A 23,744-nucleotide genomic window follows, 5' to 3' on the forward strand; every position below is an offset into this window, starting at 1 on the left:
TCTATTTGTGCAACAACACCAATCCACTGTGGGAGCGGGCTTGCTCGCGAAGGCGTCAATCGCCCCACTGCAGGGTTCAAACCTGCCGCACTACAACGGTAAATGCCGACTCAACAACGCCCGCAACGCCGCCGGTTTCACCGGTTTGGCCAGGTAATCCAGGCCCGCTGCATGCACCTGCGCCACCGTCTCTGGCCGTCCGTCGGCACTGATCACCACCCCCGGCACCGGCTCGCCCAGTTGCGTGCGCAACCACGCCATCAACTCGGTCCCGGTCTCGCCATCGTCCAGGTGGTAATCCACCAGCGCCAATTGCGGACGCATCCCATCACCGAGCAGCGTCGCGCATTCCTCACGGTTGCGCGCGGTCCAAACCTGGCAACCCCAGCGCGTGAGCAAACTATTCATGCCGATCAAAATGCTGTCTTCGTTATCGATACACAGCACCTGCGCGCCGCTGAGCAAATGGCCATTGAGTTCGGCCACCTTGGCCGGCGTCGCGGTTTGTACCCGAGCCAGCGGCACGCTGACACTGAACACGCTGCCGCGACCCAGCCAGGAGCGCACGCGCAAGGTATGACCCAACACGCGACACAGCCCATCGGCAATCGCCAGGCCCAAGCCCAGACCTTTCTCGGCCCGGGTCTGGTGGCTGTCGAGGCGTTTGAACTCTTCGAAAATCACCTGCAGTTTGTCTTCCGGAATGCCCGGTCCACGGTCCCAGACCTCCAGGCTCAGCTCACCGTTGCGCCGCCGAACGCCGAGCAGCACCGGCCCTTTGGCATAGCGGAAGGCATTGGTCAGGAAGTTCTGCAAAATCCGCCGTAGCAGTTTGATGTCGCTATCGACCCGCAGCGCGCTGCCCCTGACGCGGAATTTCAGCCCCTGTTCCTGCGCCAGTGCCTGGAACTCGGCGCCCAATGTATGGAACAACTCATTGAGCACGAAGGGTTTGCGATCAGGGTTGATCTTGCCGTTTTCCAAGCGGGAAATGTCCAGCAGGTCGCTGATCAGGTCCTCGGCCGAGCGCAGTGAACTGTCCAGGTGATGAACCAGTTTCCGGGCTTCACTGGATAAGTTTTCCTCCTGGTGGGAGAGGGCGGCAGAGAACAGTCGTGCGGCGTTCAGCGGTTGCATCAAGTCATGGCTGACGGCAGCCAGAAAACGGGTTTTCGACTGGTTGGCCGATTCGGCGGTGCCTTTGGCTTCGGTCAGGGCAACGTTGAGTTGCGACAGCTCGTGGGTCCGTTCGGTGACCCGTCGCTCGAGACCTTCGTTCGCTTCGGTCAGTGCCTGCTCAGCCTCGCGGAACGCGGTGATGTCGGTGAAGCTCATGACGAAACCGCCGCCGGGCATCGGGTTGCCGATCAGCTCGATCACTCGACCATTGGGGAACAACCGTTCGGAGGTATGGGCCCGGCCCTGGCGCATCCAGTGCAAGCGGCGGGCGACATGCACTTCCGCTTCGCCGGGCCCACACAGACCGCGCTCGGCGTTGTAGCGAATGATGTCGGCAATCGGCCGGCCAACGCTGATCAAACCGTCGGGGTAGTTGAATAACTCAAGGTAGCGCCGGTTCCAGGCCACTAGTTTCAGCGACTGGTCGACCACGCTGATGCCCTGGGTGATGTTCTCGATGGCGCCTTGCAGCAGGGCGCGGTTGAATTGCAGCACTTCCGAGGTTTCGTCGGCGATCCGCACGACATCCTCGAGTTGCATTTCCCGACCTTCGATGGCGGCTTTTACCACCGCCCGGGTCGAGGAAGCGCCGAGTACACCGGCCAGCAAGCGTTCGGTATGGGCGATCCATTCACCGTCCGCGTTCTGGTTCGGGTTGAAGCCTTTGCCCTGACGGTAGGCGAAACGGAGGAAACTCTGACGAGCCCGCTCTTCGCCGACAAAACGGGCGGCCAGTTGCTGCAAGTCGTTGATCTGTACCGCCAGCATTGAGCGGGCGTTGGGGCGAGCACTGATTTCCTGGCCGATGAAGCGGCCAGCCTGCCAGTGTTCCGAAACCCGGGTGCGTGACAGTAGCGAGACCCAGGTGAACAAGGTGAAGTTGCCCGCCAGGGACAGCACCACGCCTTGAGTCAGCGGCGTGATCGGCAGGTTCAACGGGTTGCCTTGCAGCCAGGCCAGGCCCGGAAAACTGCTCAAGGGCAGGCCGAGACTTTTGGCGGCGATCGGCAACACCAGGGTGTAGAACCAGAGGAACGTGCCTGCGGCCAGCCCAGCGAACACTCCGCGACGGTTAGCCTGTTTCCAGTACAGCGCGCCGAGCATGGCCGGGGCCAGTTGGGTGACGGCAGCGAAGGCGATCTGGCCGATGGTTGCCAGGCTCGCGGTGGAGCCCAGCAGTCGATAACTGACGTAGGCCAGCAGCAGAATGACCACGATGCTTACCCGCCGCACCGAAAGCATCCACTGGCGGAATACTTCGAACGGTCGCTCGGCGTTGTTGCGCCGCAGCAACCACGGCAGCAGCAGGTCATTGGAAAGCATGGTCGACAGCGCCACGCTGGCCACGATCACCATACCGGTCGCCGCCGAAGCACCGCCGATAAACGCCAGCATCGCCAAGGCAGGATGAGATTCCGCCAGAGGCAGACTGATGACGAAGGAGTCGGGCAGCACCGAACTGGGCAGCATCATCTGACCGGCCAGCGCGATTGGCACGACAAACAGCGCCGCCAGCGCCAGATAGGCCGGGAACACCCACTTGGCCAGGCGTAGATCCTGGGGATCGATGTTTTCCACCACGGTTACATGGAACTGCCGGGGCAGGCAGATGATCGCCATCATCGCCACGCCGGTTTGCACCACCATGGACGGCCAGTTGATGGTTTCTTTCCAGTACGCTTCGAGGCGCGGGGCGAGCATGGCCTGGTCGAACAGGTCGTCGAAACCGTCGTACAGGCCATAGGTCACGAACGCGCCGACCGCGAGAAACGCGAACAACTTGACCAACGATTCAAAGGCAATCGCCAGCACCATGCCGCGGTGGTGTTCCGTGGCGTCGAGGTTGCGAGTACCGAAAACGATGGTGAACAGCGCCAGTACCAAGGAGACGATCAGCGCCGTGTCTTGCGCGCGCGTGCCCATGGCGTCGGCACCGGCGCCGATCAACAGGTTCACGCCCAGCACGATGCCCTTGAGCTGCAAGGCGATGTACGGCAGCACGCCGACCAGACAGATCAGCGCCACCACCACCGCCAGCGACTGGGATTTGCCGTAGCGGGCGGCGATGAAGTCAGCGATGGAGGTGATGTTCTCCTGTTTGCTGATCATCACCATTTTTTGCAGAACCCACGGCGCGCACACCAGCAGCAGGATCGGCCCGAGGTAGATCGGCAGGAATGACCAGAGTTGTTCGGCCGCCTGGCCCACGGCGCCAAAGAATGTCCAACTGGTGCAATAAACGGCCAGCGACAGGCTGTACACCCAGGCACGCACCCGAGGCGGCAACGGCGTGCTGCGCCGATCACCGTAAAAGGCGATAGCGAACAGGATGGCCATATAGGCCAGGGCGACGGTGGCGATCAGCCCGATGGACAGCGACATGGGAACTCCAGACAAAAGACATCCGAGACTCCGCCCGGTCAGGACAGTCTCGCATGACCGCTTGAGTTAGTCAGTGTCGACCAAGGTCGTGGCGTGGTGGGGTGTCGCAGGTTGGGAGTCAGTTGGATTTTTGGTGTGCTTTCGGGGCTCTTCGCGAGCAAGCCCGCTCCCACACTCGATCGTCAGTGAACGCAAAATTTGTGGGCATCCTCAATCCAGTGTGGGAGCGGGCTTGCTCGCGAAGGCGGCGTTACTGACTGAGCGCAATATCAATCAACCGATGCAACTCTTCAACCTCCAGCGCCTGCGTCGCAAACAGGATGCGAAACACCGTCGGCGCCACCACCATATTGATCAGTCGATCGACACTCGGCTTCGGCTGCCCGGGATAGCGATCCAGAATCGTCTGCAACTGCCCGCCAATGATCGTCACGCAATAGCCCGGCGTGGCGCTGGATTGCACGTCTCGCATCATGTTGCGCCCGGGCTCGGAACTCATTTCGTCCAGATACTGCTCCGCCCAGGCCCGCACGTCACCGCGCAGGCTGCCGGTGTTGGCCGGTTCGCTGTCGGGGCGCATGCGGGCGAGGGCGACGTCGGCCAGTAGCGCCGACAGATCACCCCAGCGCCGGTAAATGGTCGACGGCGTCACCCCGGCTCGGGCAGCGATTTGCGGCACGGTCACGCTCGCGCGATCCTGTTCTTCGAGGAGGGCGCGGACTGCCGAATGAATTGACTCTTGCACCCTGGCGCTGCGGCCACCAGGACGTAAACCTTCTTTAATAGCCATACGGCGGACCTTAACACAAAGAATTTGCTTTAAGCGTTTACCAGTAGCACACTCCGCAAAAGCAAAAAGTTAGCTTTTGCGGAGTGTGCTTATGTCCCGTCTAACATCAAACCGTTCCAGCCTGTGGTTTCTGGCGATCACCTTACTCAGTTTTCTCGCCGCTTCCACCGCGCCAACGCCGTTGTATCACTTGTATCAAGAACACCTGCAGTTCTCGGCAGCGACCCTGACCCTGATTTTCGGCGTCTACGCCCTCAGCTTGCTGGCGGCGTTGCTCACGGTCGGTTCGCTTTCTGATTATCTGGGGCGCAAACCGGTGATTTTTACCGCCGTATTGCTGAACATGCTGGCAATGTTGCTGTTTATCAACGCCGACAGCGTCGCCTGGCTGATCAGTGCGCGGGTCCTGCAGGGTTTTGCCACGGGCATGGCCACCGCCGTTTTGAGTGCGGCGCTGCTGGACACCGACCGTCAGCAAGGGCCGATGGTCAACAGCGTCGCGCCGTTGCTGGGCATGGCGCTGGGTGCCATGGGCTGCGGTGTGTTGGCCGAGTTTGCGCCGCTGCCGCTGCAATTGACCTATTGGGTGCTGTTCGCGCTGTTTGTGATGCAAGCGTTGTACGTCTGGCGCCTGCCGGAAAGCGTCAGTCGGCAACCAGGTGCATGGGCCTCGTTGCGCCCGACCCTGCATGTGCCGATTCAGGCGCGGCGGATGCTGTGGCGGGTGCTGCCGATAGATCTAGCGGTTTGGGCGCTCGGTGGTTTTTTCGCTTCCCTGGCGCCGTCTCTGGTGCGGACCGCCACTGGGTCCACCTCGAATCTGATTGGCGGGGCTACGGTGGCCGTGTTGACAGTGACCGGTGCATTGATGATCTACACCTTGCGCAATCGGCCGGCCGACAAAGTCTTGCTGTTGGGCGCGAGCCTGTTGCCTGCGGGTGTTGCGCTGATTTTGCTGGCGGTACACAGCGCCAGCCTGCCGTTGTTCTTCTTCGGTACCCTGGTGGCGGGCGGCGGTTTTGGAGCGGGTTTCCTGGGTGCCTTGCGAAGCATCGTGCCGCTGGCCTTGCCTCATGAGCGGGCGGGTTTGATGTCGGCGTTTTATGCGCTCAGTTACCTGGCGTTCTGTTTGCCGTCGTTGCTGGCTGGCGGTCTGACGCGGACCTTTGGCCTGGTGGCAACCACCGATGGTTATGGCGCGGTGCTGATTATTCTGTCGCTTGGTGCGTTGGTCGGGTTGATACGTGTGCAGACTGTCAAAGCCTGTGGCGTCGATGTTCGATGACCGTTAGCCTTGGCACCGCCATTCATTTCGACGGACCGCCCCATGAAGATCATCCGCAGCAAGTCCTTCACCGGTGACCGCGCCTGGGCGGCGCTGGACATCGCCAACATGAACGGCATTACCACCCGTTTGCACTGGACCGATCAGCCCTATAAATGGCACATCAACGATGGCCAGGAAGTGTTCGTGGTGCTCGATGGGCAGGTGCAGATGCGTTATCGCGAAGAAGGACTGGAAAAGGAAACGCTACTCGAGATCGGCGATATTTTTTATGCCTCGGTAGGCACCGAGCACGTGGCTCATCCACTGGGTGTGGCGCGCATATTGGTGATCGAGACTGAAGGCAGCGTCTGATGCAGTATCTGTAAAGCAGATAACAGTTAGAGATATTACCCGTTATATCGATATTCGATTCGGATCTACCATGAACTCCACCTCACAAGAGGACAGGAGTTCACCATGACCTGCACCCATAGCGTTAAACCCGGTATCAAACCGCTCAGTCATTTGCAGCACCCTCGGGAGGCCATCCGACAATTCACTCCCAACTGGTTCGCGGCGACCATGGGCACTGGCGTGTTGGCGCTGGCGCTTGCGCAATTGCCGGTATCGAATCCCGGTCTGCATGCGTTTGCCGAAGGCCTGTGGTTGTTCAATATTGTCCTGTTTGTTGTGTTCACGGCCATGTATGCCGCCCGTTGGGTCATGTTCTTCGACGAGGCGCGACGGATTTTCGGACACTCCACGGTTTCGATGTTTTTCGGCACCATTCCCATGGGCCTTGCGACCATCATCAACGGTTTTCTGTTGTTCGGTTTACCGCGCTGGGGTGACGGTGTGATCCATCTCGCCGAAATACTGTGGTGGCTGGACGTGGCGATGTCGCTGGCCTGCGGGGTATTGATTCCCTACATGATGTTCACCCGGCAGGAGCACAGCATCGACCAGATGACCGCCGTCTGGCTGTTGCCGGTGGTGGCAGCGGAAGTGGCGGCTGCCAGCGGTGGCTTGCTGGCGCCGCACTTGGCCGATGCTCATTCACAACTGGTGGTGTTGGTGACCAGCTACGTGCTCTGGGCCTTTTCCCTGCCGGTAGCGTTCAGCATTCTGACCATCCTGTTGCTGCGCATGGCGTTGCATAAATTGCCCCACGAAAACATGGCCGCCTCGAGCTGGCTGGCCCTTGGGCCGATTGGCACCGGTGCGCTGGGCATGTTGCTGTTGGGCGCCGACGCGCCAGCGATCTTCGCCGCCAACGGTCTGCCGGGTATTGGCGAGATCGCCGCTGGGCTTGGCTTGGTGGCCGGCATCACGTTGTGGGGCTTCGGGCTCTGGTGGATGCTGATAGCGCTGTTGATCACCGTGCGTTACTTGCGCGCCGGTATCCCGTTCAACCTCGGCTGGTGGGGCTTCACTTTCCCGCTGGGTGTCTATTCACTGGCTACGCTGAAACTGGCCAGCACCTTGAGCCTGACGTTTTTCAGTGTCTTTGGTTGCGTGTTGGTGGCCATGCTGGCAGTGATGTGGCTGCTTGTCGCCAATCGGACGGTACAGGGTGCGTGGCGAGGTGAGCTGTTTGTCTCGCCGTGCATTGCAGGATTAAAGAAATAAGGGGCAAAGATTAGGTAATCTGTGGCCTGGATCGATGTCCGGCATCCAATAACAGTATCCGCGCCACTCTCCAGCCAAAATCAGGGACACATGGAAGATGAGTCACCCCTCACAATTCACCTTGCTCCGCACTCGGCGCTTCCTGCCGTTTTTTGTCACGCAGTCCCTCGGGGCCTTCAATGACAACATCTTCAAGCAGTCGCTGATCCTCGCCATTTTGTACAGGTTGACCATCGAGGGTGACCGTTCGATCTGGGTCAACTTGTGTGCGTTGCTGTTTATCTTGCCGTTTTTCCTGTTCTCGGCTTTGGCCGGGCAATTCGGGGAAAAGTTCGCTAAGGACGCACTGATCCGACTGATCAAGCTCGGGGAGATCGTCATCATGGCGGTAGGGGCGGTCGGTTTCATGTTCGATCACCTGTCGCTGATGCTGCTGGCGCTGTTTGCTATGGGTACCCACTCGGCGCTGTTCGGGCCGGTGAAGTACTCAATCCTGCCGCAGGCCTTGCGCGAAGAAGAATTGGTGGGCGGCAACGGTCTGGTGGAAATGGGCACTTTCCTGGCGATTCTCGCCGGGACGATTGGTGCCGGGATCATGATGTCCACCAGCAACTACGCGCCGGTCGTGTCCATGGCAATCATCGGGATCGCGGTACTCGGTTACCTGGCCAGCCGCAGCATTCCCCGAGCCGCGGCGGCATCGCCGGAAATGCGTTTGAACTGGAACATCTTCAGCCAATCCTGGGCCACCTTGAAGCTGGGCCTCGGGCAAACGCCCGCGGTATCGCGTTCGATCGTCGGCAACTCGTGGTTCTGGTTTGTCGGGGCGATTTATCTGACGCAAATCCCGGCGTATGCCAAGGAATGGATGCACGGCGATGAGACCGTAGTAACGCTGATTCTTACAGTGTTCTCGGTCGGTATCGCACTGGGTTCGATGCTCTGCGAGAAGCTCTCCGGGCGCAAAGTCGAGATCGGTCTGGTGCCGTTTGGCTCATTCGGTCTGACGGTGTTTGGCCTGTTGCTGTGGTGGCATTCCGGTGGAATTCCGGACAGCGTTGCCGGCCATGGCTGGATCGAAGTCCTTGGGTTTGGCCACGCCTGGCTGGTGTTGATCGATATTCTTGGGCTCGGGATCTTCGGCGGTTTTTACATCGTGCCTCTGTATGCGCTGATCCAGTCGCGTACCGTCGAGAACGAACGGGCGCGGGTGATCGCTGCGAACAACATTCTTAACGCCCTGTTTATGGTGGTCTCGGCGATTGTGTCGATCGTCTTGCTGAGCCTCGCCAAGCTGTCAATCCCGCAGCTGTTCCTGGTGGTGTCGCTGCTGAACATCGGCGTCAACGCTTACATCTTCAAAATCGTCCCCGAGTTCAGCATGCGCTTCATGATCTGGCTGCTTGGCCATTCCATGTACCGCGTTGAGCATCGCAATCTGGAACTGATTCCCGATGAAGGCGCGGCATTGCTGGTTTGCAACCATGTGTCGTTCGTCGACGCGTTGCTGATTGGCGGCGCAGTGCGTCGGCCAATTCGCTTTGTGATGTATTACAAAATCTACAACTTGCCAGTGCTGAACTTCATCTTCCGCACAGCGGGGACGATTCCGATTGCCGGGCGTCAGGAAGACATTCAGATCTACGAAAAAGCCTTCACCCGCATCGCCCAGTACCTGAAGGATGGTGAGCTGGTGTGCATTTTTCCTGAAGGCAAGTTGACCTCCGATGGCGAGATCAACGAATTCAAGGGCGGGCTGACGCGGATTCTCGAAGAAACGCCGGTGCCGGTGATTCCGCTGGCGTTGCAGGGGTTGTGGGGGAGTTTCTTCAGTCGTGATCCGGACAAGGGCGTGTTTCGCAGGCTGTGGTCGCGGGTGACCCTGGTGGCGGGGCCGGCGGTGGCCGTTGAAGTGGCTGAACCGGCGACGTTGCAAGGGTTGGTGGGGGAATTGCGTGGGGCCGTTAGATAGTCGGTGACTTTGCGGGCCTCTTCGCGAGCAAGCCCGCTCCCACAGTGGAATGCGGTCCAATGTGGGAGCGGGCTTGCTCGCGAAAGCGGTAGTGGCCTAAGCGCTAACCTTGAGCCCAATCAACCCGGCAATGATCAGCGCCACACTGGCCAGGCGAAACAACGCCATGGACTCACCAAACAAAATGATCCCGGCGATTACCGTGCCCACCGCGCCCACGCCAGTCCAGACCGCATAGGCCGTGCCCAGCGGCAATTCCTTCATGGCAAGGCCCAGCAGGCCAAGGCTGATCGCCATGGCGGCGACGGTCAGTGCGGTAGGAAGAGGGCGGCTGAAACCGTCGGTGTATTTCAGGCCAACCGCCCAGCCGACTTCGAACAGGCCAGCGAAAAACAGAATGATCCAGGACATCAAAGACCTCCATCAATGGATGGGGTCGTCCCCGGATTAATCACTCGATCGAGCCGCGAGGTCGTCCCCGCATTGCGCATTAGAGTGCCCATCATTAATCCGAGGATCAAGTTTGCGGCTTAATCCGCTGCCTGTTGAGCAGCGAGTTGCCGGTCTTCTTTCTCGCTCATTCGACGGAAATACGTCGAGAGCAGCGCCCCGGAAATGTTGTGCCAGACGCTGAACAACGCGCTTGGCACCGCCGCCAGCGGCGAGAAGTGCGCACTGGCCAAGGCCGCGCCCAGGCCGGAGTTCTGCATGCCGACTTCCAGTGCCAGGGATTTGCGCTGGGCCAGTGGCAGGTTGAACAGGCGCCCGGTGAAGTAACCCAGCAAGTAACCGAAGCTGTTGTGCAACATCACCACGGCCATGATCAGCAGGCCGGATTCGGCAATCTTCGCCTGACTGGCGGCCACCACGGCAGTGACGATGATCACGATGCTCACCACCGACACCAGTGGCAACACGTCTACGGCGTGACGAACCCGATCACCGAGTACGCGCTGGGCAAGCACGCCGAGCACGATCGGCAGCAGCACGACTTGCAGGATCGACCAGAACAGCTCCATGAACGAAACCGGCAACCAGGCCGAGGCCAGCAACCAGATCAGCGCCGGTGTCAGCAGCGGAGCGAGGAGGGTGGTGACAGCGGCAATGGCCACCGACAACGCCAGATCGCCGCGCGCCAGCCAGGTCATCACATTCGACGAGGTGCCGCTTGGGCAGCAGCCGACCAGAATCACCCCGACGGCGATTTCTGGCGGCAGGTGGAAAACCTGGCAGAGCAACCACGCCACACCGGGCATGATCACGAAATGGGCAACCACGCCCAGGGCCACGCGCCATGGATGGCGAGCGACTTCGGCGAAGTCTTCGAGCTTGAGGGTCAGGCCCATGCCGAACATCACCAGCCCCAGCAGCGGCACGATGGCGCCTTTCAAGCCGATGAACCAGGCCGGTTGCAGAAACGCCACGACGGCGAAAATCAGTACCCAGTAAGCGAAAGTGTTGCCGACAAAACGACTCAATGCAGCCAGTGCGCGCATGGCCTGATCCTTATTGTTAAGTAGCACCACAAACCAATGTGGGAGCGGGCTTGCTCGTCTGACATTCAGCGATGATGTTGACTGTCAGGACGCCTTCGCGAGCAAGCCCGCTCCCACATTTAGACTGTGCGTCGGCTTAGATACCTTGCGGGGTCTCTTCACCACCCAGCGCTTCAACCATCGACGGCAGGAAGTCGCCGAAGGTCAGCATCATTAGCGTGAAGCTGGCGTCCAGTTGGCCCAGGGCTTCGTCGCCACCGTCCTGTTCCGCCTGATCTTGCAGCAGGTCTTCGAACTTCAGGCGCTTGACCACCATTTTGTCGTCGAGCACGAACGACAGTTTGTCCTGCCAGGCCAGCGACAGTTGAGTGACCACTTTGCCGGTGCTCAGGTGCAGCTGAATTTCTTCGCTGGTCAGGTCCTGACGCTTGCAGCGCACGATGCCGCCGTCTTCGTGGGTGTCGCGCAGCTCGCACTCATCCAGCACGAAGAAATCATTCGCGGCTTTCTGGGTGGTGACCCATTCGGTCATGGTGGCGGTCGGCGACATCTTCACCGTCAGCGGACGCACTGGCAGCGAGCCGATCACTTCGCGCAGGGTGGACAGCAGGTCCTCGGCACGTTTCGGGCTGGCCGAGTTAACCAGGATCAGGCCCTGTTTCGGCGCGATGGCGGCGAAGGTCGACGAGCGGCGGATAAAGGCGCGGGGCAGGAAGGCCTGGATGATTTCATCCTTGATCTGATCGCGTTCCTTTTTGTAGACCTTGCGCATTTGTTCGGCTTCGATCTCTTCGACCTTTTCCTTCACCGCGTCGCGTACGACGCTGCCCGGCAGAATGCGCTCTTCCTTTCGGGCGGCGATCAGCAGGAAGTCACCGCTGATGTGCACCAGCGGCGCGTCTTCGCCCTTACCGAATGGCGCGACGAAACCGTAGGTGGTCAACTCCTGGCTTGCACATGGACGCGCCAGTTTGGTGGCCAGTGCAGTTTCCAACGCCTCGGCATCAAAAGGCAGATCTTGGGTCAGGCGATAGATAAGCAGGTTTTTGAACCACATGGGGTGAGTCTCTCCTTTATACAAAGGGGGGCATTATTGTCCTCCGTGTGCCATAGGCCAACCCTTCTCTAAGCCTTTGGAAGGCCTGAGAAAATTAATTAAAAAAGTTCTTGCCAGAGGTTGGGTCGCTCCGTAGAATGCGCGCCACACCGAAAGTGAAGGGTGATTAGCTCAGCTGGGAGAGCGTCTGCCTTACAAGCAGAATGTCGGCGGTTCGATCCCGTCATCACCCACCATTCGCTTTAGTGTTACGCGCAGCGGTAGTTCAGTCGGTTAGAATACCGGCCTGTCACGCCGGGGGTCGCGGGTTCGAGTCCCGTCCGCTGCGCCATATTCGGTAACCTGGAACGCTGAACGCCAGGTCACCACGGAAAAGCCCGCTAACGCGGGTTTTTTTCTGTCCATGGTTTGAACGTTGTTCCTGCAGGTCGTGTCGTTTTACCGGTTTTCAGATTTTTTTGATAAATTTATCAATTAAATCAACACTTTATGAAAATCTGTGGCACAATGCGCCCCGCAACGAAGGTAAAGGGTGATTAGCTCAGCTGGGAGAGCGTCTGCCTTACAAGCAGAATGTCGGCGGTTCGATCCCGTCATCACCCACCACTTACTTTCAACGCTACGCGCAGCGGTAGTTCAGTCGGTTAGAATACCGGCCTGTCACGCCGGGGGTCGCGGGTTCGAGTCCCGTCCGCTGCGCCATATTCGGTATCTGGAACGCTGAACGCCAGATCACCACAGAAAGCCCGCTTAATGCGGGCTTTTTGCTGTCTGGGATTTGGCTTTGTGCTGGTTCCCACTGCAAATGCGACCTGTTCGGGCAATGCCAGTTAAACGCAATCCATGTGGGAGCGGGCTTGCTCGCGAAGACGGCGGCACAGTCAATATTGATGTTGCCTGATACACCGCTTTCGCGAGCAAGCCCGCTCCCGCAGGTTCCGCACCTGACCAGCATTGACCTGTTCTGGTCGCTTTTTTCGTTTCTGCCTTGCCTATTGTTCGGCGTTACGACTGTGCCGGTAGTCGCTGACGGCCTCGTACACCGCTTTGCGTAACCGGTTGATCCCGCCAATCGGCCTATGGGCTTCAAGGCCGAACCATGGGTTGAACGATTGGTTGTCGCATTGCAGGTTCAGCGCCGGGGTGTCGAAATCCTGGGCAGGCAGTTTGATCCGGGCCACGGTTTCGAAGGGTGCATCGCGTTCACGCCATTCGATGCTGGTGTCTTCGATCGGCATGTACTTGCCCGCATCCTGACGCTGGATCTGCAAGACGAAACACGCCGGCACCCGATCGGTCGACAGCTGCTGGTTCAGCGCACTGCGCAGGAAGTTCGGCAGGTTTTGATTTTGCGTGGGCAGCGCGTAGGCCGGGCAGTTATCAGGATCCGGCATCACCCGGAATTTGGCATTGGCTTCACCGAACTTGTACGGCGAAACCGAAAAGTAAGTGGTCTGCGTCGGGCTTGTGGGGGCAGGGGAGAGCGTCGCCAGCGCAATAAACAGATGGCGAACCTGCCAGGTGCGCGGGTCCCAACCCGGGAAGAACGCCATGACCTTTTTGCCATCAGCCTGAGCGGCCACATTCTGACGATACTCGGCGACATCGCTGACAAAGAAGTTCGGATGGTTGAACATCACGAAATCCTGTTCGCTGCGCCCTTGTTGGTCATTCAGCAGCTGTTTACCAGGCACATCGAACAGTTTGATCGCCATGCCCCGAGCATCGCGGATGCTATCGAACTGCGGATACGCATTACCATTGGACAGCCGCATCGTCGCTTGCCAGGTTTTGCCGGGCTCGCTGAACACGCCTTGACGTAACTCCGCCGCCAGCTCCGGCAGCACCTGAACCTCGGCCTTCACGCAGCCATGGGCCTTGGCATGGGCATCGCGCAGGTAGCGAGTACTTTCACGGTGTTGATCGACGATGCGCACGGCCGTCTGGATGATGTCCTGGGTCATCGCCGCTTCGCCGTCCGGAATCAGTTCTTCAGCTGATACCGGGCCGCGATGCTGCCAGGCGGACCAGGCCATGATCAGCGCCCAGCCGAGCAGGCCCAGACCCAGCAGCCACAGCAGGGTTTTGCCGAGGAAGGCGCCCAGGCGCAACCAGAGAGTGATCAGCATGGGTCAATCCTTTTGACTGAGAAGGCGGACTGGCAATTGCGACTCAAGCGGGCCGCCCAACACCTTCAGGTATTCCAGCAGCGCCCAGCGTTCCTCCGGTTGCAGCAGACGACCAATGACGCCGTTCCCGCGCTCGCCTGCGCGGAACTCGTGGCCGCTGTTGTGATTACCAGTGATACGGGTGTCGAACACAAAACCGTTGGTGAAGGCTTCGGTGCGATAGCCCAAATGTTTGGGGTCGTATTCGAAGGTGCCCTTGTAGAACGTGGCGGCGCGTTCACTTTGTGGCGAGAGCAGTTGATAGATGGTCGGCACCGAACCGTTGTGCAGAAACGGCGGCGTGGCCCAGACGCCTGCCAATGGTCGGGCTTTATAGCTACGCAACTCTTGAACGCCGATCGGCAGGCCGAATCCATCCAGGTTCGGGCGCTCTGCAGGTGTCACATTGGCTTCGCGGTAGGCCTGGTTGCTCACGAAAGCAGTGACGTAAGCCAGTCCCTTGGCCACGGACAACTGGCTCATATCCAAGGGTTCTGTGGGTTTTGGATGCAGTTGTACGTCCAGTTGCGCAAGCTCTGCCGGATCCCACTGCAAGGCCGTCAGATCGAAGCGGTGATCAGCAATATTGTTGGCGGCGCCGGCATCTGTGCCAATCTCCTCCACAGGCAGTAATTTCAGATGATGCACCGGTCTGCCATCGCTTTGGGTGACGCGGGGTACGTGGCACCCGGCGCAGTTTTCAGCGAATAGTTCACGGCCTTTTGCGGCCAGGGGCTTGTCGATGTTGCCCAACAGAGCTTCCGGCCAGGCGGGCGGTTTGAGTCGTTGCAGGGTTTCTTCGATCCGGTGCAGATCGCGCACCCGGACGCTGGACGGGTAGCGGTCGTCGCCCTTGAACGGCTGCCCGCTGCTGTCGAAGAAATTCAGCGTGGCGCCCACACCCAAGGCTTCTCCGATATTACGGGCCATCGGTTGCTGCGCCGAACCGTTCCACTGCACCCAGTCGAAGGTCCACATGTCCCACAGTTGCGGGTAGTCCACCGGAGCGTTAGCCACACGGTAGTTGGCGGGTGAAATCGCGTCGCCGAAGCTGGCGTTGGCAATACGCCCGAAGGCATCGGTGCGGCCAGGGCCTTCTTCGGTGGGGTAGAGACCGCGATGGGTGTCGTTCCAGGCCACTTTCAAGAAGGTATCGAGTGAGACTTTAAAATCCTGGCGCAGCTGTTGATGCCGTGCGTCGTAGTCCTGGCCCAGAACGTTGCGTGCGAAACGTTCGAATTTCCAAGGGTTGTAGTAAGTCGAGGCGAGGCTGGCCACCAGTGCCTGGCCGAAGCTGCCGCCACGCAAGGTAGGGACGCTGGACGGCAATACATGCTGGGCCGAGCCACCGTCGATGCGCACGGCCTGGCCATTGAAGCGCAATTCGCCGGTGTGGCAGGCGGCGCAGGTGATGTCCAGAAACTCGTCCTGGCTGCCGGGGTTTTGATGACGGGCAAAACCGACGGGCAGGTTACCGGGGTTGTTCGGCGTGGCTTTCTGGCTCGGGTCGATCAGAAAACCAAAGCGTGCGAGGTATTCAGGAGCGGCGAATCGTTTTTGCGAGAAGGGCAATTCCAAGGCGTTGAACCAGTCATAACGCAAGCCTTTGACCTGGGTACCTTGAGGTGTGAAGTAGTAAGCCTGGCGGTCGGCGGCGCTCCATTGCTCCAGGTAATTCACCTGTTGCGCCGGTGACCAGGCCGGTAATCTCGGGTTGGCGACGTAATACAGCACGAGGGCGAGGCCTAGCCCCAGGAATACGGCGATCAGAATCAGCAAGCGGAATATGAGGCGCAAGATAAAACATCCTTGTCAATTTGTAGCTCCCTTATGCCTCAGCTGACGAGGTGCGGCAAGAGGCCATTACGCCAGAGGCTGTGGGAACCGGCCCTTGAGTCTATAAGAGCCAAATGACAGAAGCTTCATCCTTCTATAGCCGAAATGCGTTTAAACACCTGAACTTATCAGACGTTTCCTGCTCTCATGCCGGTAGCCATTGGTCGTGGCGGCCTGATAAGCTCGCGGCTTTACTCGATTGCCCTTTAGGCGCATGAACAAGGAAATAGCATGAAACAGCATCGGTTGGCGGCGGCGGTGGCCCTGGTTGGCCTGGTACTTGCGGGTTGTGATTCGCAGACCAGCGTAGAGCTGAAAACCCCGGCGCAAAAAGCTTCCTACGGTATCGGCCTGAACATGGGCAAAAGCCTGGCTCAGGAAGGCATGGATGACCTGGATTCCAAAGCAGTTGCCCAGGGCATCGAAGATGCCGTTGGCAAGAAAGAACAGAAGCTGAAAGATGAAGAGTTGGTCGAAGCCTTCGCCGCACTGCAAAAGCGTGCTGAAGAGCGTCTGACCAAGATGAGCGAAGAGTCGGCAGCCGCCGGCAAGAAATTCCTCGAAGAGAACGGCAAGAAAGCGGGTGTCACCACCACGGCTTCCGGCCTGCAATACGAAGTGGTCAAGAAAGCCGATGGCGCTCAGCCTAAGCCGACCGACGTAGTGACTGTTCACTACACCGGTAAATTGACCAACGGCACCGTTTTTGACAGTTCCGTCGAGCGCGGCAGCCCGATCGATCTGCCGGTCAGCGGTGTGATTCCGGGTTGGGTCGAAGGCCTGCAACTGATGCACGTTGGCGAGAAGTACAAACTGTACATCCCTAGCGAACTGGCTTACGGCGCCCAGAGCCCAAGCCCTGCGATCCCAGCCAACTCGGTGCTGGTATTCGACCTGGAGCTGCTGGCCATCAAGGATCCAGCAAAACAAGACGCCACCAAGTAATACGCGTCTGCTCTAAAAACAACGCCTCGCTTATGCGGGGCGTTGTTGCATCTGGCGTTCAGTGGCGGTAAACAAAGCGAACGGATGCGATACGCTGAAGTCATAGCCAGTGAGGGCGCTCGAGCTAGACGGGTCAGAACGCCAAGTCAATGAAATCTTGGGTTTTTTTATGTGAGTAAAAAACGCCCGATCTGAGTCAGACCCTTATGAAACGGGGCTTTCAGCGATGAAATGCAGCTCTGTTCACAAGGTTATCCACAATTTGTGTGGATAACATTTCAGCGAGAGGAACAAATGAAAACGCCCTGGAATTTCGCTCGTTTCCTGCCTCTGGCCGGACGCCTGCTCGCCCGTGGTCGTTTGCCGACCCTGCTGTTCGCGGTTGCCAGCAAAGGTGCCAGCCAGGGTAATCGTCTGGGCAAACTCAAAGACGATCTGCGCCTGTTGCAGGCACTCTGCCTGGCTTACTGGCGTGGCGAATACCGGGCCATCAGCCCGAAAGCACTGATTTCTGTGGTGGCCGGCCTGATGTATTTCCTGAGCCCGGTGGATGCCATCCCGGATTTCATCCCGATGTTCGGCATGCTCGACGACATTGCCGTGCTGGCCTGGTTGATGAAAGTCCTCGATGACGAGCTCAACGCCTTCCGCGCCTGGCGTAAGCGTCAGCTGCCGGAGAAGCTCGCGGTAGTCGAGCGCTTGCCTGATACCCCCGAACAATTACAGCTGCAAGGCCCGAAAAAAAACTGAGCCAATTCAGAATCCTCCATATATTCATACCCCACCGCGACCTTGGCCGCTGTTAGGATTACACTTCTAAGGAAAAGCGCCGACTCGCTAAGTGTCGTTGTCCTACGGGGTAGTCATGGATATTCAGATAATTACACGCGAAGGCGAACCCGAATATGCGGTTCTGCCATGGGCTCAGTATCAGGCTCTACTGAAAGCAGCAGGCATCAAGCAACAACCACCGCGTGACGCCACAGTGCCTCCCGCGGCGGCGTCAGACCAGACTCTTCCGGGTCTGGATCAACTACGCAATTTGCGCGAAGGGAAGGGCATCGCCATTGAGGCGCTCGCCCGCACGGTAGGCATCAGCCCGTCATATCTCGCCTTGATCGAAAGCGGTGAGCGTCAACCCGACGCTGCTATTCGCCGCAGCCTCGCCTGGGAATTGACGGTGCCAGGATGGAGGGATGAATCGTGAGCGTACGCATCAGTCGTCAACACTGGGATGGATTGCTGGGGGAGCTGGATCAGGCGCGTCGTCAGCGCCATCTTTTGACTTATCGGGCGTTGCTGGAGCGTTTGCAGCTACCCACGCCGGCCATGCAAACCTTGACCGCAGCTCTTGAGCACCTGGCGGCGCTGGATGCCAGAGCCGAGCAGCCGTTGCGCAGCTCGTTGGTGATCAGCCAGGGCGCCAGCCGCTTGCCGCGCACCGGCTTCTTCGAATGTGTCGAGCGCCTCGGGCGCTTCTCCGGACCGTCCGATGGCGTGGCTGCCGCGTCCTGGCATGCCTCGGAAGTGGTGCGAGTGTTCGAATACGAGTACCCCGAGTCGGCGGAAGCCTGAGTGTTTTTACGACTCAAGGCGCGGGCCAGTTACTGGCTGGCCCGCCGGTTGTTCCACTGGTCGTGGTTTGTGCGTCAGCCGCGAGGCTGGAGTTGGCTCGAGGGCCAGTTCGCGCGTATGGCGAACCTGGGTGATGTCGGCGCCCAGAGCTTCTACGGCCACATTCTAGCCTTTCGCGGCGTCGGTCTTGGGGCTCGCGAGGAAGGTGTGCGATTACTGCGCCTGGCCGCGTTGGCGGGGGATGGCAAGGCGGCCTATCAGGTTGGTGTGATCAGCCTGGCCGGAACGCCGAGCAAGGCGCCTGATCCGGCTGAAGCGGCTCGCTGGTGGGAAATGGCGGCGAAGGCCGGGCATCCGCTGGCCGAACTCAAATTGAAAGAGTTGGCGTCTCGTGGTTCTGCGGATTAAATAATTGTGTGTCTGACAAATTAACGTGGCGAAAGGGAAACCTCTCGCCACGTTTGCGTTTATTCCTGCTTGTTGATTAGTTGAGTGATCATTAGAGAATCACCCTACGTCAACATCATCCTTTCCCGACTTCTTTCCTGATTGATCCCCCGCAAAGTCTCGCGCGTTTATTGCCGGGCAGATCCATCGGAGATTTCCTTCAAGTTGTAGCGGTTTTCATGAACTGGTGCGCGATGCGCTCCATCGATAGTCTTGGGGTTGTCACTGCAAATTCAGTGACAGGGCGTGGAAGCCCTTCTATCGTTAGGCGCATCAAGCGCCACCAGTTCGGCGTTTTTTATCGCCTGTGTTTTATGGTGGCTGTGCGCGGGGCGCTTTCGAGTGCGCCAGGTGCCTAACGTCCTGGTCTTCCACACCTGCGTACAGCCGCCACCTATTGCGTGGAAGTGATTTCTGGCGGCTCCAATCCATACGTTAGGAATCAAACAATGACAGTAATTACCCCTGACCCACCCTACGAAAAACCAATTCCCCACCCCAATAGCCGTTTCATGGCGCTCACCAGCAACTGCAATGACATGCCCACGCTGTTCGTCGATACCCACGCGCCGCTCGATGTTTAGTATGACGCTGCCAACTATCGAATTCGCGCCGTCACGCAGGTACTTGAGAACCTGTCCATGCGCGGTTCAGTCGAGTGTGATTCGACGATACTCAGCGACTTTGCCTTGCTCTGTGCCATTCCACTGCGCGATGGCTGCGATGTGCTGGATGTGATTGGGCGGCGGTTGCGGGCTCGGCCTTCAGGCGATGCCTAGTGACGGATTAGCCCTGGAAATTTATGGTGCCTGAGCGGGCCTCTTCGCGGGCAAGCCTCGCTCCCACAGGTTTTGTGTCGTACGCAATATTCACAAACAACACAAAACCTGTGGGAGCGAGGCTTGCCCGCGAAGGCGTCAGATCAATCAGCGATGTCCAATGAGTAGTTCTTCTTCAGGTCCGGGCATCGCCAGGCTATCAATCACATGCACGCTATACCCCGGCACATTCTTCGCGTGATGCTTGGCCTGTGATGCCATCTCTGCCAACTGGCTCGCATCGAGTTGTCCACAGGCCTGTGGATGCAAATGCACCACGCCGATGGACAGTGACAGCAGTGGAAACTCTTGTCTTACGCCTTGGCGGTTGGGGGCGATGAAGCAGCCGGCTTCCAGGTGTTCGCTGCGGTAAAAGCGTCGGCATTGGCTGTGGAAGTCATCCAGCAGTTGATTCAGGCGTTTGCGCCAGTCTTCCGGGCCGAGCACCAGCAGGAAGTCGTCGCCGCCGATATGGCCGACGAAGTCGCGGGAAGGGTCGACGCGGTCGTTTAGACATTGTGCCAGGCACAGCAGGACTTCATCCCCGCGACCGTAGCCGTAGATGTCGTTGAAGGGTTTGAAGCTGTCGATGTCCACGTAGCAGATCACCGATTCCCGTTTCTGTTGCAGCAGCCGTGTCAGGCACTGCTGGATCGGCACGTTGCCCGGTAGCAGGGTCAGCGGGTTGGCGTAGCGGGCTTGCTGGATTTTCAGTTCCGTAATCAGTTTGAGCACGTCGATCACTCGGCCCAGCCCCAGATAGCCGCCGTTGAGGGTGATGATGAAGTCTTCTTCGATGCGCTGGCGGGCGCGGCTGGTGATCAAGCGGCTGACCTGTTGCAGCGACTGGCTCAGCTCCACGGCGAGGAAGTCGTCGCTCATCAAGCGGCTGATGGGTTTGCGGGCGAACAGGTCGGTGGCAAAGGGTTTGAGCAGGGCGTCCGAGAGCGAATGACGGTGGACGATGCCGCAGGGCTGACCCTGTTCGTCGAGCACCGCCAGGGAGTTCAGGTTGGCCTGGCGGCGGAAAGCTTCCAGCACGGTGGCGGTCGGGGTATCACTGGTCACCGCCGGTTGGTCGTTGAGCAGGGCGCTGAGGTCACTGACTTCCTCGTTCAGTATCGCGGCGACGCTGTTTGGTTTGGGCATCAAGGTTCGGACATCCCGGGGCGGATGCTCCTGGGGTCGGCAGAGCAGATAACCCTGGACCAGATCGACGCCCATTTCGGTCAGCACCGCCAGTTCTTCCGGCAATTCGATGCCTTCGGCGATCACTTTTGCACGCGAAGCCTTGGCTATCTGCAGGATCGAGCCGACGAACTCACGCTTGAGCGCGTCCTGATGAATGCCGTCGATAAAGTGCCGATCGATCTTGACGTAATCCGGGCGCAATTCAGACCAGAGCCGCAAGCTCGAATAACCCGCACCCAGATCATCCAGGGCAATGGAAAAGCCCATTGCCCTATAGTGATGCAGGGCGGTTTGCAGCAACTGGAAATCGTCGGTCGGGGTCTGTTCGGTCAGTTCGATCACCACCTGGCTCGGTGGTATGCCGAAGTCCTGCAGCAGTTGCAGGGTGCGTCCGGGTTGGTGGGCGGCTTCGAGCAGGGATTCCGGGGACACATTGAGGAAGAGTTTGCCGGGCAGTTGCTGTTCATTGAAACGGCGGCAAGCACTTTGACGGCAAGCGATCTCCAGTTCGCTGAGGCGACCGGCCTGGCGGGCTACTGCGAACAGGGCGACGGGGGAGTGCAACGGACTATTGGAGGGACCACGGCTGAGGGCTTCATAACCGATGATGCGTCGTTCAGAGAGGGAAATGATCGGCTGGAACAGGCTGTGCAAACCGCTTTGAGTCAGTATTGAACTCAAGGCACTCAGCTGTTCGGTCGTGGTCATGGCGTTCTCTGGCGATAAAAAAAGGACTGGGCGTGTTCTCGTTAAAGAGCACGCCCAGTCCTGTATTTCACGACAGAATGATGACTGTTTGATGACGCTCAGGGGAGCGTCAACATTAAATTGCCATCATCTTGCTTGTAACAACTTAGTGCTTGGCAACCGCGGTGTTGAGTTTCAAGTAATCCAGCAGAATCCGCCCGGTCTCGCTCAGATAAGCATCGTCTTCTGGCTTGGTCTTGTCCTGCTCGGCCGCGATGGCATCCTCGTCTTCTTTCTTCAGTTCTTTGAGCGGCTCTTCGCCCTTGGCCTTGCGACGGATGTTTTCCATGGCAAGTTGCTTGGCTTCGATATCGGCGTGCTGTGCACGACGGTCGATTTCATTGAGGCTGACGGTTTTTTCGCTCATCAACTTCTGCGCCAGGGCCAGTTTGTCGCGGATGAACACAAACTCCGCGTCCTTGGCCGTGCGCACGTCATGCTCGGACTTGAGCTGCGTGATGTACGGTTTGAACGGGTCAAGCGCAGGCTTGATAGCCGCACGAATGGTGTCCCACGGCATGGCTTCCGGCAGGGCGCTTTCGCCGATTTCCTTGGTGTCGATGATCGACGGGTAATCGATGTCCGGCAGTACGCCCTGATGCTGGGTGCTCTGACCGGAAACCCGGTAGAACTTGGCCAGGGTCAGTTTCAGTTCGCCATGGTTCAGCGGTTGAATGGTCTGCACGGTGCCTTTACCGAAGGTCTGGCCGCCGATGATCAGCGCACGGTGGTAGTCCTGCATGGCACCGGCGAAAATCTCCGAAGCCGAGGCGGACAAACGGTTGACCAGCAATGCCATCGGGCCTTTGTAGAATGCGCCCGGGTTTTCATCTTCCAGTACATCGACCCGGCCATCGGCGTTACGCACCAGTACGGTCGGACCTTTGTCGATGAACAGACTGGTCAGCTCGGTGGCTTCCTGCAGGGAACCGCCGCCGTTGTTGCGCAGGTCGATGACCACGCCGTCGACCTTGTCTTTTTGCAGCTCGGTCAGCAGCTTCTTGACGTCGCGGGTGGTGCTCTTGTAGTCCGGATCGCCAGCACGGAAGGCCTTGAAGTCCAAATAGAAGGCCGGGATCTCGATGATGCCGAGCTTGTAGTCCTTGCCATCCTGCTTGAGGTTGAGGACCGACTTCTTCACCGCCTGGTCTTCAAGCTTCACCGCTTCGCGGGTGATCGGCACGATTTTGGTGGTCTGGTCGTTCGGTGCATTGCTGGCCGGAATCACTTCCAGGCGCACCACGGTGCCTTTCGGACCACGAATCAGCTTGACCACTTCGTCCAGGCGCCAGCCGACCACGTCGACCATCTCTTTGTTGCCCTGGGCCACGCCGATGATCTTGTCGGCCGGTGCAACCTGCTTGGTCTTGTCGGCCGGACCGGCAGGCACCAGACGAACGACTTTCACTTGATCGTTATCGCTCTGCAACACGGCGCCGATGCCCTCCAGGGACAGGCTCATGTTGATGTCGAAGTTTTCCGCGTTATCCGGCGACAGATAGTTGGTGTGCGGGTCGTAGGACATGGCGAAGGTGTTGATGTACGCCTGGAAGATGTCTTCCGCACGGGTCTGGTCCAGACGCGCCAGCTGATTCTTGTAACGCTTGGTCAGGGTTTCCTGAATCTGCTTGGACTCTTTGCCGGAGATCTTCATCCGCAGCACTTCGTCCTTGACGCGTTTGCGCCACAGGTCGTCCAGTTCTGCGTTGGTCTTGAGCCAAGGGGCATCCTTGCGATCGACCAGCAAGGTTTCCTTGGCGGTGAAGTCGATCTTGTCGACGCCTTTGTTCAGCTCGGCAAGGGCAAAGTCCAGACGCGCCTTGACGCGATCCAGGTAGCGCTTGTAGATGGTGAACCCGGCGTTCAGGTCGCCGCTTTTGAGGAAATCGTCAAACTGGGTTTTCCATTTGTCGAATTCGGCAATATCGCTGGCCATGAAGTAGCTACGCGATGGATCCAGCAGCTTGATATAGCTGTCGTAGATGATCACGGAGCGTGCATCGTCGAGCGGTGGCTTGCTGTAATGGTGACGCTTGAGCAATTCGACGACGTTCAGACTGGCGATTACTTCGTCACGATCGGGCTGAAGCTTGTCCCAGCTGTTGGCTGCGAACGAATTGCTCGACATCGGCAAAAGACCGAGACCAATGACAAGAGCGAGGGCGGTGCTGGGGAGCAGATGCTTCATGCTGATTCGACGCGGGGACAATTGATAACGCATATTAGGCCGTCTTTGAAGTCGCCG

The 23,744-nt window shown here is 58.8% G+C and carries 18 protein-coding genes, 4 tRNA genes and 1 pseudogene; 14 read left to right on the forward strand and 9 right to left on the reverse strand.

Features of this window, described 5'->3' with window-relative positions; translation table 11 throughout:
- Positions 1–90 precede the first annotated feature (90 nt).
- Together AB7M29_RS12060 and AB7M29_RS12065 are read right to left on the reverse strand one after the other, a co-directional pair.
- The gene (locus AB7M29_RS12060) at positions 91–3,561 is read right to left on the reverse strand and encodes a hybrid sensor histidine kinase/response regulator (protein ID WP_454246909.1); all 3,471 of its coding nucleotides are present in this window, start codon (positions 3,559–3,561) and stop codon (positions 91–93) included.
- Positions 3,562–3,811: 250 nt separating this feature from the next.
- The gene (locus AB7M29_RS12065) at positions 3,812–4,351 is read right to left on the reverse strand and encodes a TetR/AcrR family transcriptional regulator (protein ID WP_217858050.1); all 540 of its coding nucleotides are present in this window, start codon (positions 4,349–4,351) and stop codon (positions 3,812–3,814) included.
- 91 nt (positions 4,352–4,442) lie between these two features.
- Here AB7M29_RS12065 and AB7M29_RS12070 point away from each other — a divergent pair, with 91 nt between their 5' ends.
- The 4 genes from AB7M29_RS12070 (at position 4,443) to AB7M29_RS12085 (ending at position 9,219) form a co-directional block, all read left to right on the forward strand.
- Positions 4,443–5,636: an MFS transporter gene (locus AB7M29_RS12070; protein WP_454246910.1), complete on the forward strand. Its 1,194-nt coding sequence runs from the start codon at positions 4,443–4,445 to the stop codon at positions 5,634–5,636.
- Positions 5,637–5,678: 42 nt separating this feature from the next.
- Entirely contained in the window at positions 5,679–5,990 is a 312-nt protein-coding gene (locus AB7M29_RS12075) for a cupin domain-containing protein (RefSeq protein WP_201059466.1), read from the forward strand.
- Positions 5,991–6,095: 105 nt separating this feature from the next.
- Complete coding sequence (locus tag AB7M29_RS12080; protein ID WP_217858048.1) at positions 6,096–7,247, forward strand: TDT family transporter; 1,152 nt, start codon at positions 6,096–6,098, stop codon at positions 7,245–7,247.
- 97 nt (positions 7,248–7,344) lie between these two features.
- Positions 7,345–9,219 carry an MFS transporter gene (locus AB7M29_RS12085; RefSeq protein WP_217858047.1) on the forward strand — a complete coding sequence of 625 codons (1,875 nt, stop codon included), beginning with the start codon at positions 7,345–7,347 and terminating at the stop codon, positions 9,217–9,219.
- A 96-nt stretch (positions 9,220–9,315) separates the two neighbouring features.
- Here AB7M29_RS12085 and sugE read toward each other — a convergent pair whose 3' ends face one another.
- The 3 genes from sugE to rdgC all read right to left on the reverse strand — a co-directional run bounded on the left by sugE (position 9,316) and on the right by rdgC (position 11,772).
- On the reverse strand, positions 9,316–9,630 hold the full coding sequence (gene sugE / locus AB7M29_RS12090; RefSeq protein WP_052967941.1) for a quaternary ammonium compound efflux SMR transporter SugE: 315 nt from the start codon (positions 9,628–9,630) through the stop codon (positions 9,316–9,318).
- Positions 9,631–9,749: 119 nt separating this feature from the next.
- Complete coding sequence (locus AB7M29_RS12095; protein WP_217858046.1) at positions 9,750–10,715, reverse strand: bile acid:sodium symporter family protein; 966 nt, start codon at positions 10,713–10,715, stop codon at positions 9,750–9,752.
- Between the two features lie 136 nt (positions 10,716–10,851).
- Complete coding sequence (rdgC, locus tag AB7M29_RS12100) at positions 10,852–11,772, reverse strand: recombination-associated protein RdgC (RefSeq protein ID WP_052967943.1); 921 nt, start codon at positions 11,770–11,772, stop codon at positions 10,852–10,854.
- Positions 11,773–11,932: 160 nt separating this feature from the next.
- Here rdgC and AB7M29_RS12105 point away from each other — a divergent pair.
- The 4 genes from AB7M29_RS12105 (at position 11,933) to AB7M29_RS12120 (ending at position 12,474) form a co-directional block, all read left to right on the forward strand.
- A tRNA-Val gene (locus AB7M29_RS12105) sits at positions 11,933–12,008 on the forward strand.
- An 18-nt stretch (positions 12,009–12,026) separates the two neighbouring features.
- Positions 12,027–12,103 (forward strand) — tRNA-Asp (locus AB7M29_RS12110).
- A 199-nt stretch (positions 12,104–12,302) separates the two neighbouring features.
- Positions 12,303–12,378: transfer RNA gene (locus AB7M29_RS12115), tRNA-Val, on the forward strand.
- 19 nt (positions 12,379–12,397) lie between these two features.
- Positions 12,398–12,474 (forward strand) — tRNA-Asp (locus tag AB7M29_RS12120).
- 290 nt (positions 12,475–12,764) lie between these two features.
- Here the strand turns inward: AB7M29_RS12120 and AB7M29_RS12125 are convergent.
- Together AB7M29_RS12125 and AB7M29_RS12130 are read right to left on the reverse strand one after the other, a co-directional pair.
- Positions 12,765–13,901, reverse strand: coding sequence for a catalase family protein (locus AB7M29_RS12125; RefSeq protein ID WP_217858045.1), 1,137 nt, complete (start codon positions 13,899–13,901; stop codon positions 12,765–12,767).
- A gap of 3 nt (positions 13,902–13,904) precedes the next feature.
- Positions 13,905–15,737: a di-heme-cytochrome C peroxidase gene (locus tag AB7M29_RS12130; protein WP_454246911.1), complete on the reverse strand. Its 1,833-nt coding sequence runs from the start codon at positions 15,735–15,737 to the stop codon at positions 13,905–13,907.
- 270 nt (positions 15,738–16,007) lie between these two features.
- Between AB7M29_RS12130 and AB7M29_RS12135 the strand changes: the two genes are divergently transcribed.
- The 6 genes and pseudogenes from AB7M29_RS12135 to AB7M29_RS12160 all read left to right on the forward strand — a co-directional run bounded on the left by AB7M29_RS12135 (position 16,008) and on the right by AB7M29_RS12160 (position 19,522).
- On the forward strand, positions 16,008–16,721 hold the full coding sequence (locus AB7M29_RS12135) for an FKBP-type peptidyl-prolyl cis-trans isomerase (protein WP_217858043.1): 714 nt from the start codon (positions 16,008–16,010) through the stop codon (positions 16,719–16,721).
- A gap of 294 nt (positions 16,722–17,015) precedes the next feature.
- The gene (locus tag AB7M29_RS12140) at positions 17,016–17,471 is read left to right on the forward strand and encodes a YkvA family protein (RefSeq protein ID WP_217858042.1); all 456 of its coding nucleotides are present in this window, start codon (positions 17,016–17,018) and stop codon (positions 17,469–17,471) included.
- Between the two features lie 115 nt (positions 17,472–17,586).
- Positions 17,587–17,928, forward strand: coding sequence for a helix-turn-helix domain-containing protein (locus AB7M29_RS12145; RefSeq protein WP_052963710.1), 342 nt, complete (start codon positions 17,587–17,589; stop codon positions 17,926–17,928).
- On the forward strand, positions 17,925–18,296 hold the full coding sequence (locus AB7M29_RS12150; protein ID WP_007898892.1) for a hypothetical protein: 372 nt from the start codon (positions 17,925–17,927) through the stop codon (positions 18,294–18,296). The genes AB7M29_RS12145 and AB7M29_RS12150 overlap by 4 nt, the downstream gene beginning before the upstream one ends.
- Positions 18,297–18,704: a sel1 repeat family protein gene (locus AB7M29_RS12155; protein WP_454246912.1), complete on the forward strand. Its 408-nt coding sequence runs from the start codon at positions 18,297–18,299 to the stop codon at positions 18,702–18,704.
- 488 nt (positions 18,705–19,192) lie between these two features.
- Positions 19,193–19,522 (forward strand): annotated as a pseudogene (locus AB7M29_RS12160) (hypothetical protein).
- Positions 19,523–19,669: 147 nt separating this feature from the next.
- On the opposite strand, the gene AB7M29_RS12165 reads toward AB7M29_RS12160, so the two are convergent.
- Together AB7M29_RS12165 and AB7M29_RS12170 are read right to left on the reverse strand one after the other, a co-directional pair.
- Entirely contained in the window at positions 19,670–21,460 is a 1,791-nt protein-coding gene (locus AB7M29_RS12165; RefSeq protein WP_217858040.1) for a bifunctional diguanylate cyclase/phosphodiesterase, read from the reverse strand.
- Positions 21,461–21,605: 145 nt separating this feature from the next.
- Positions 21,606–23,687, reverse strand: a complete 2,082-nt coding sequence (locus tag AB7M29_RS12170) for a carboxy terminal-processing peptidase (protein ID WP_454246913.1) — start codon at positions 23,685–23,687, stop codon at positions 21,606–21,608.
- Positions 23,688–23,744: the final 57 nt, after the last annotated feature.

Source organism: Pseudomonas sp. F-14 TE3623, assembly GCF_053629015.1.

Coding starts and splice junctions, on each gene's coding strand:
- AB7M29_RS12060 (WP_454246909.1), bottom strand. CDS start 3,561: ATGTCGCTGTCCATCGGGCTGATCGCCACCGTCGCCCTGGCCTATATG.
- AB7M29_RS12065 (WP_217858050.1), bottom strand. CDS start 4,351: ATGGCTATTAAAGAAGGTTTACGTCCTGGTGGCCGCAGCGCCAGGGTG.
- AB7M29_RS12165 (WP_217858040.1), bottom strand. CDS start 21,460: ATGACCACGACCGAACAGCTGAGTGCCTTGAGTTCAATACTGACTCAA.
- AB7M29_RS12170 (WP_454246913.1), bottom strand. CDS start 23,687: ATGAAGCATCTGCTCCCCAGCACCGCCCTCGCTCTTGTCATTGGTCTC.
- AB7M29_RS12080 (WP_217858048.1), top strand. CDS start 6,096: ATGACCTGCACCCATAGCGTTAAACCCGGTATCAAACCGCTCAGTCAT.
- AB7M29_RS12095 (WP_217858046.1), bottom strand. CDS start 10,715: ATGCGCGCACTGGCTGCATTGAGTCGTTTTGTCGGCAACACTTTCGCT.
- AB7M29_RS12140 (WP_217858042.1), top strand. CDS start 17,016: ATGAAAACGCCCTGGAATTTCGCTCGTTTCCTGCCTCTGGCCGGACGC.
- AB7M29_RS12135 (WP_217858043.1), top strand. CDS start 16,008: ATGAAACAGCATCGGTTGGCGGCGGCGGTGGCCCTGGTTGGCCTGGTA.
- rdgC (WP_052967943.1), bottom strand. CDS start 11,772: ATGTGGTTCAAAAACCTGCTTATCTATCGCCTGACCCAAGATCTGCCT.
- sugE (WP_052967941.1), bottom strand. CDS start 9,630: ATGTCCTGGATCATTCTGTTTTTCGCTGGCCTGTTCGAAGTCGGCTGG.
- AB7M29_RS12070 (WP_454246910.1), top strand. CDS start 4,443: ATGTCCCGTCTAACATCAAACCGTTCCAGCCTGTGGTTTCTGGCGATC.
- AB7M29_RS12125 (WP_217858045.1), bottom strand. CDS start 13,901: ATGCTGATCACTCTCTGGTTGCGCCTGGGCGCCTTCCTCGGCAAAACC.
- AB7M29_RS12085 (WP_217858047.1), top strand. CDS start 7,345: ATGAGTCACCCCTCACAATTCACCTTGCTCCGCACTCGGCGCTTCCTG.
- AB7M29_RS12075 (WP_201059466.1), top strand. CDS start 5,679: ATGAAGATCATCCGCAGCAAGTCCTTCACCGGTGACCGCGCCTGGGCG.
- AB7M29_RS12145 (WP_052963710.1), top strand. CDS start 17,587: ATGGATATTCAGATAATTACACGCGAAGGCGAACCCGAATATGCGGTT.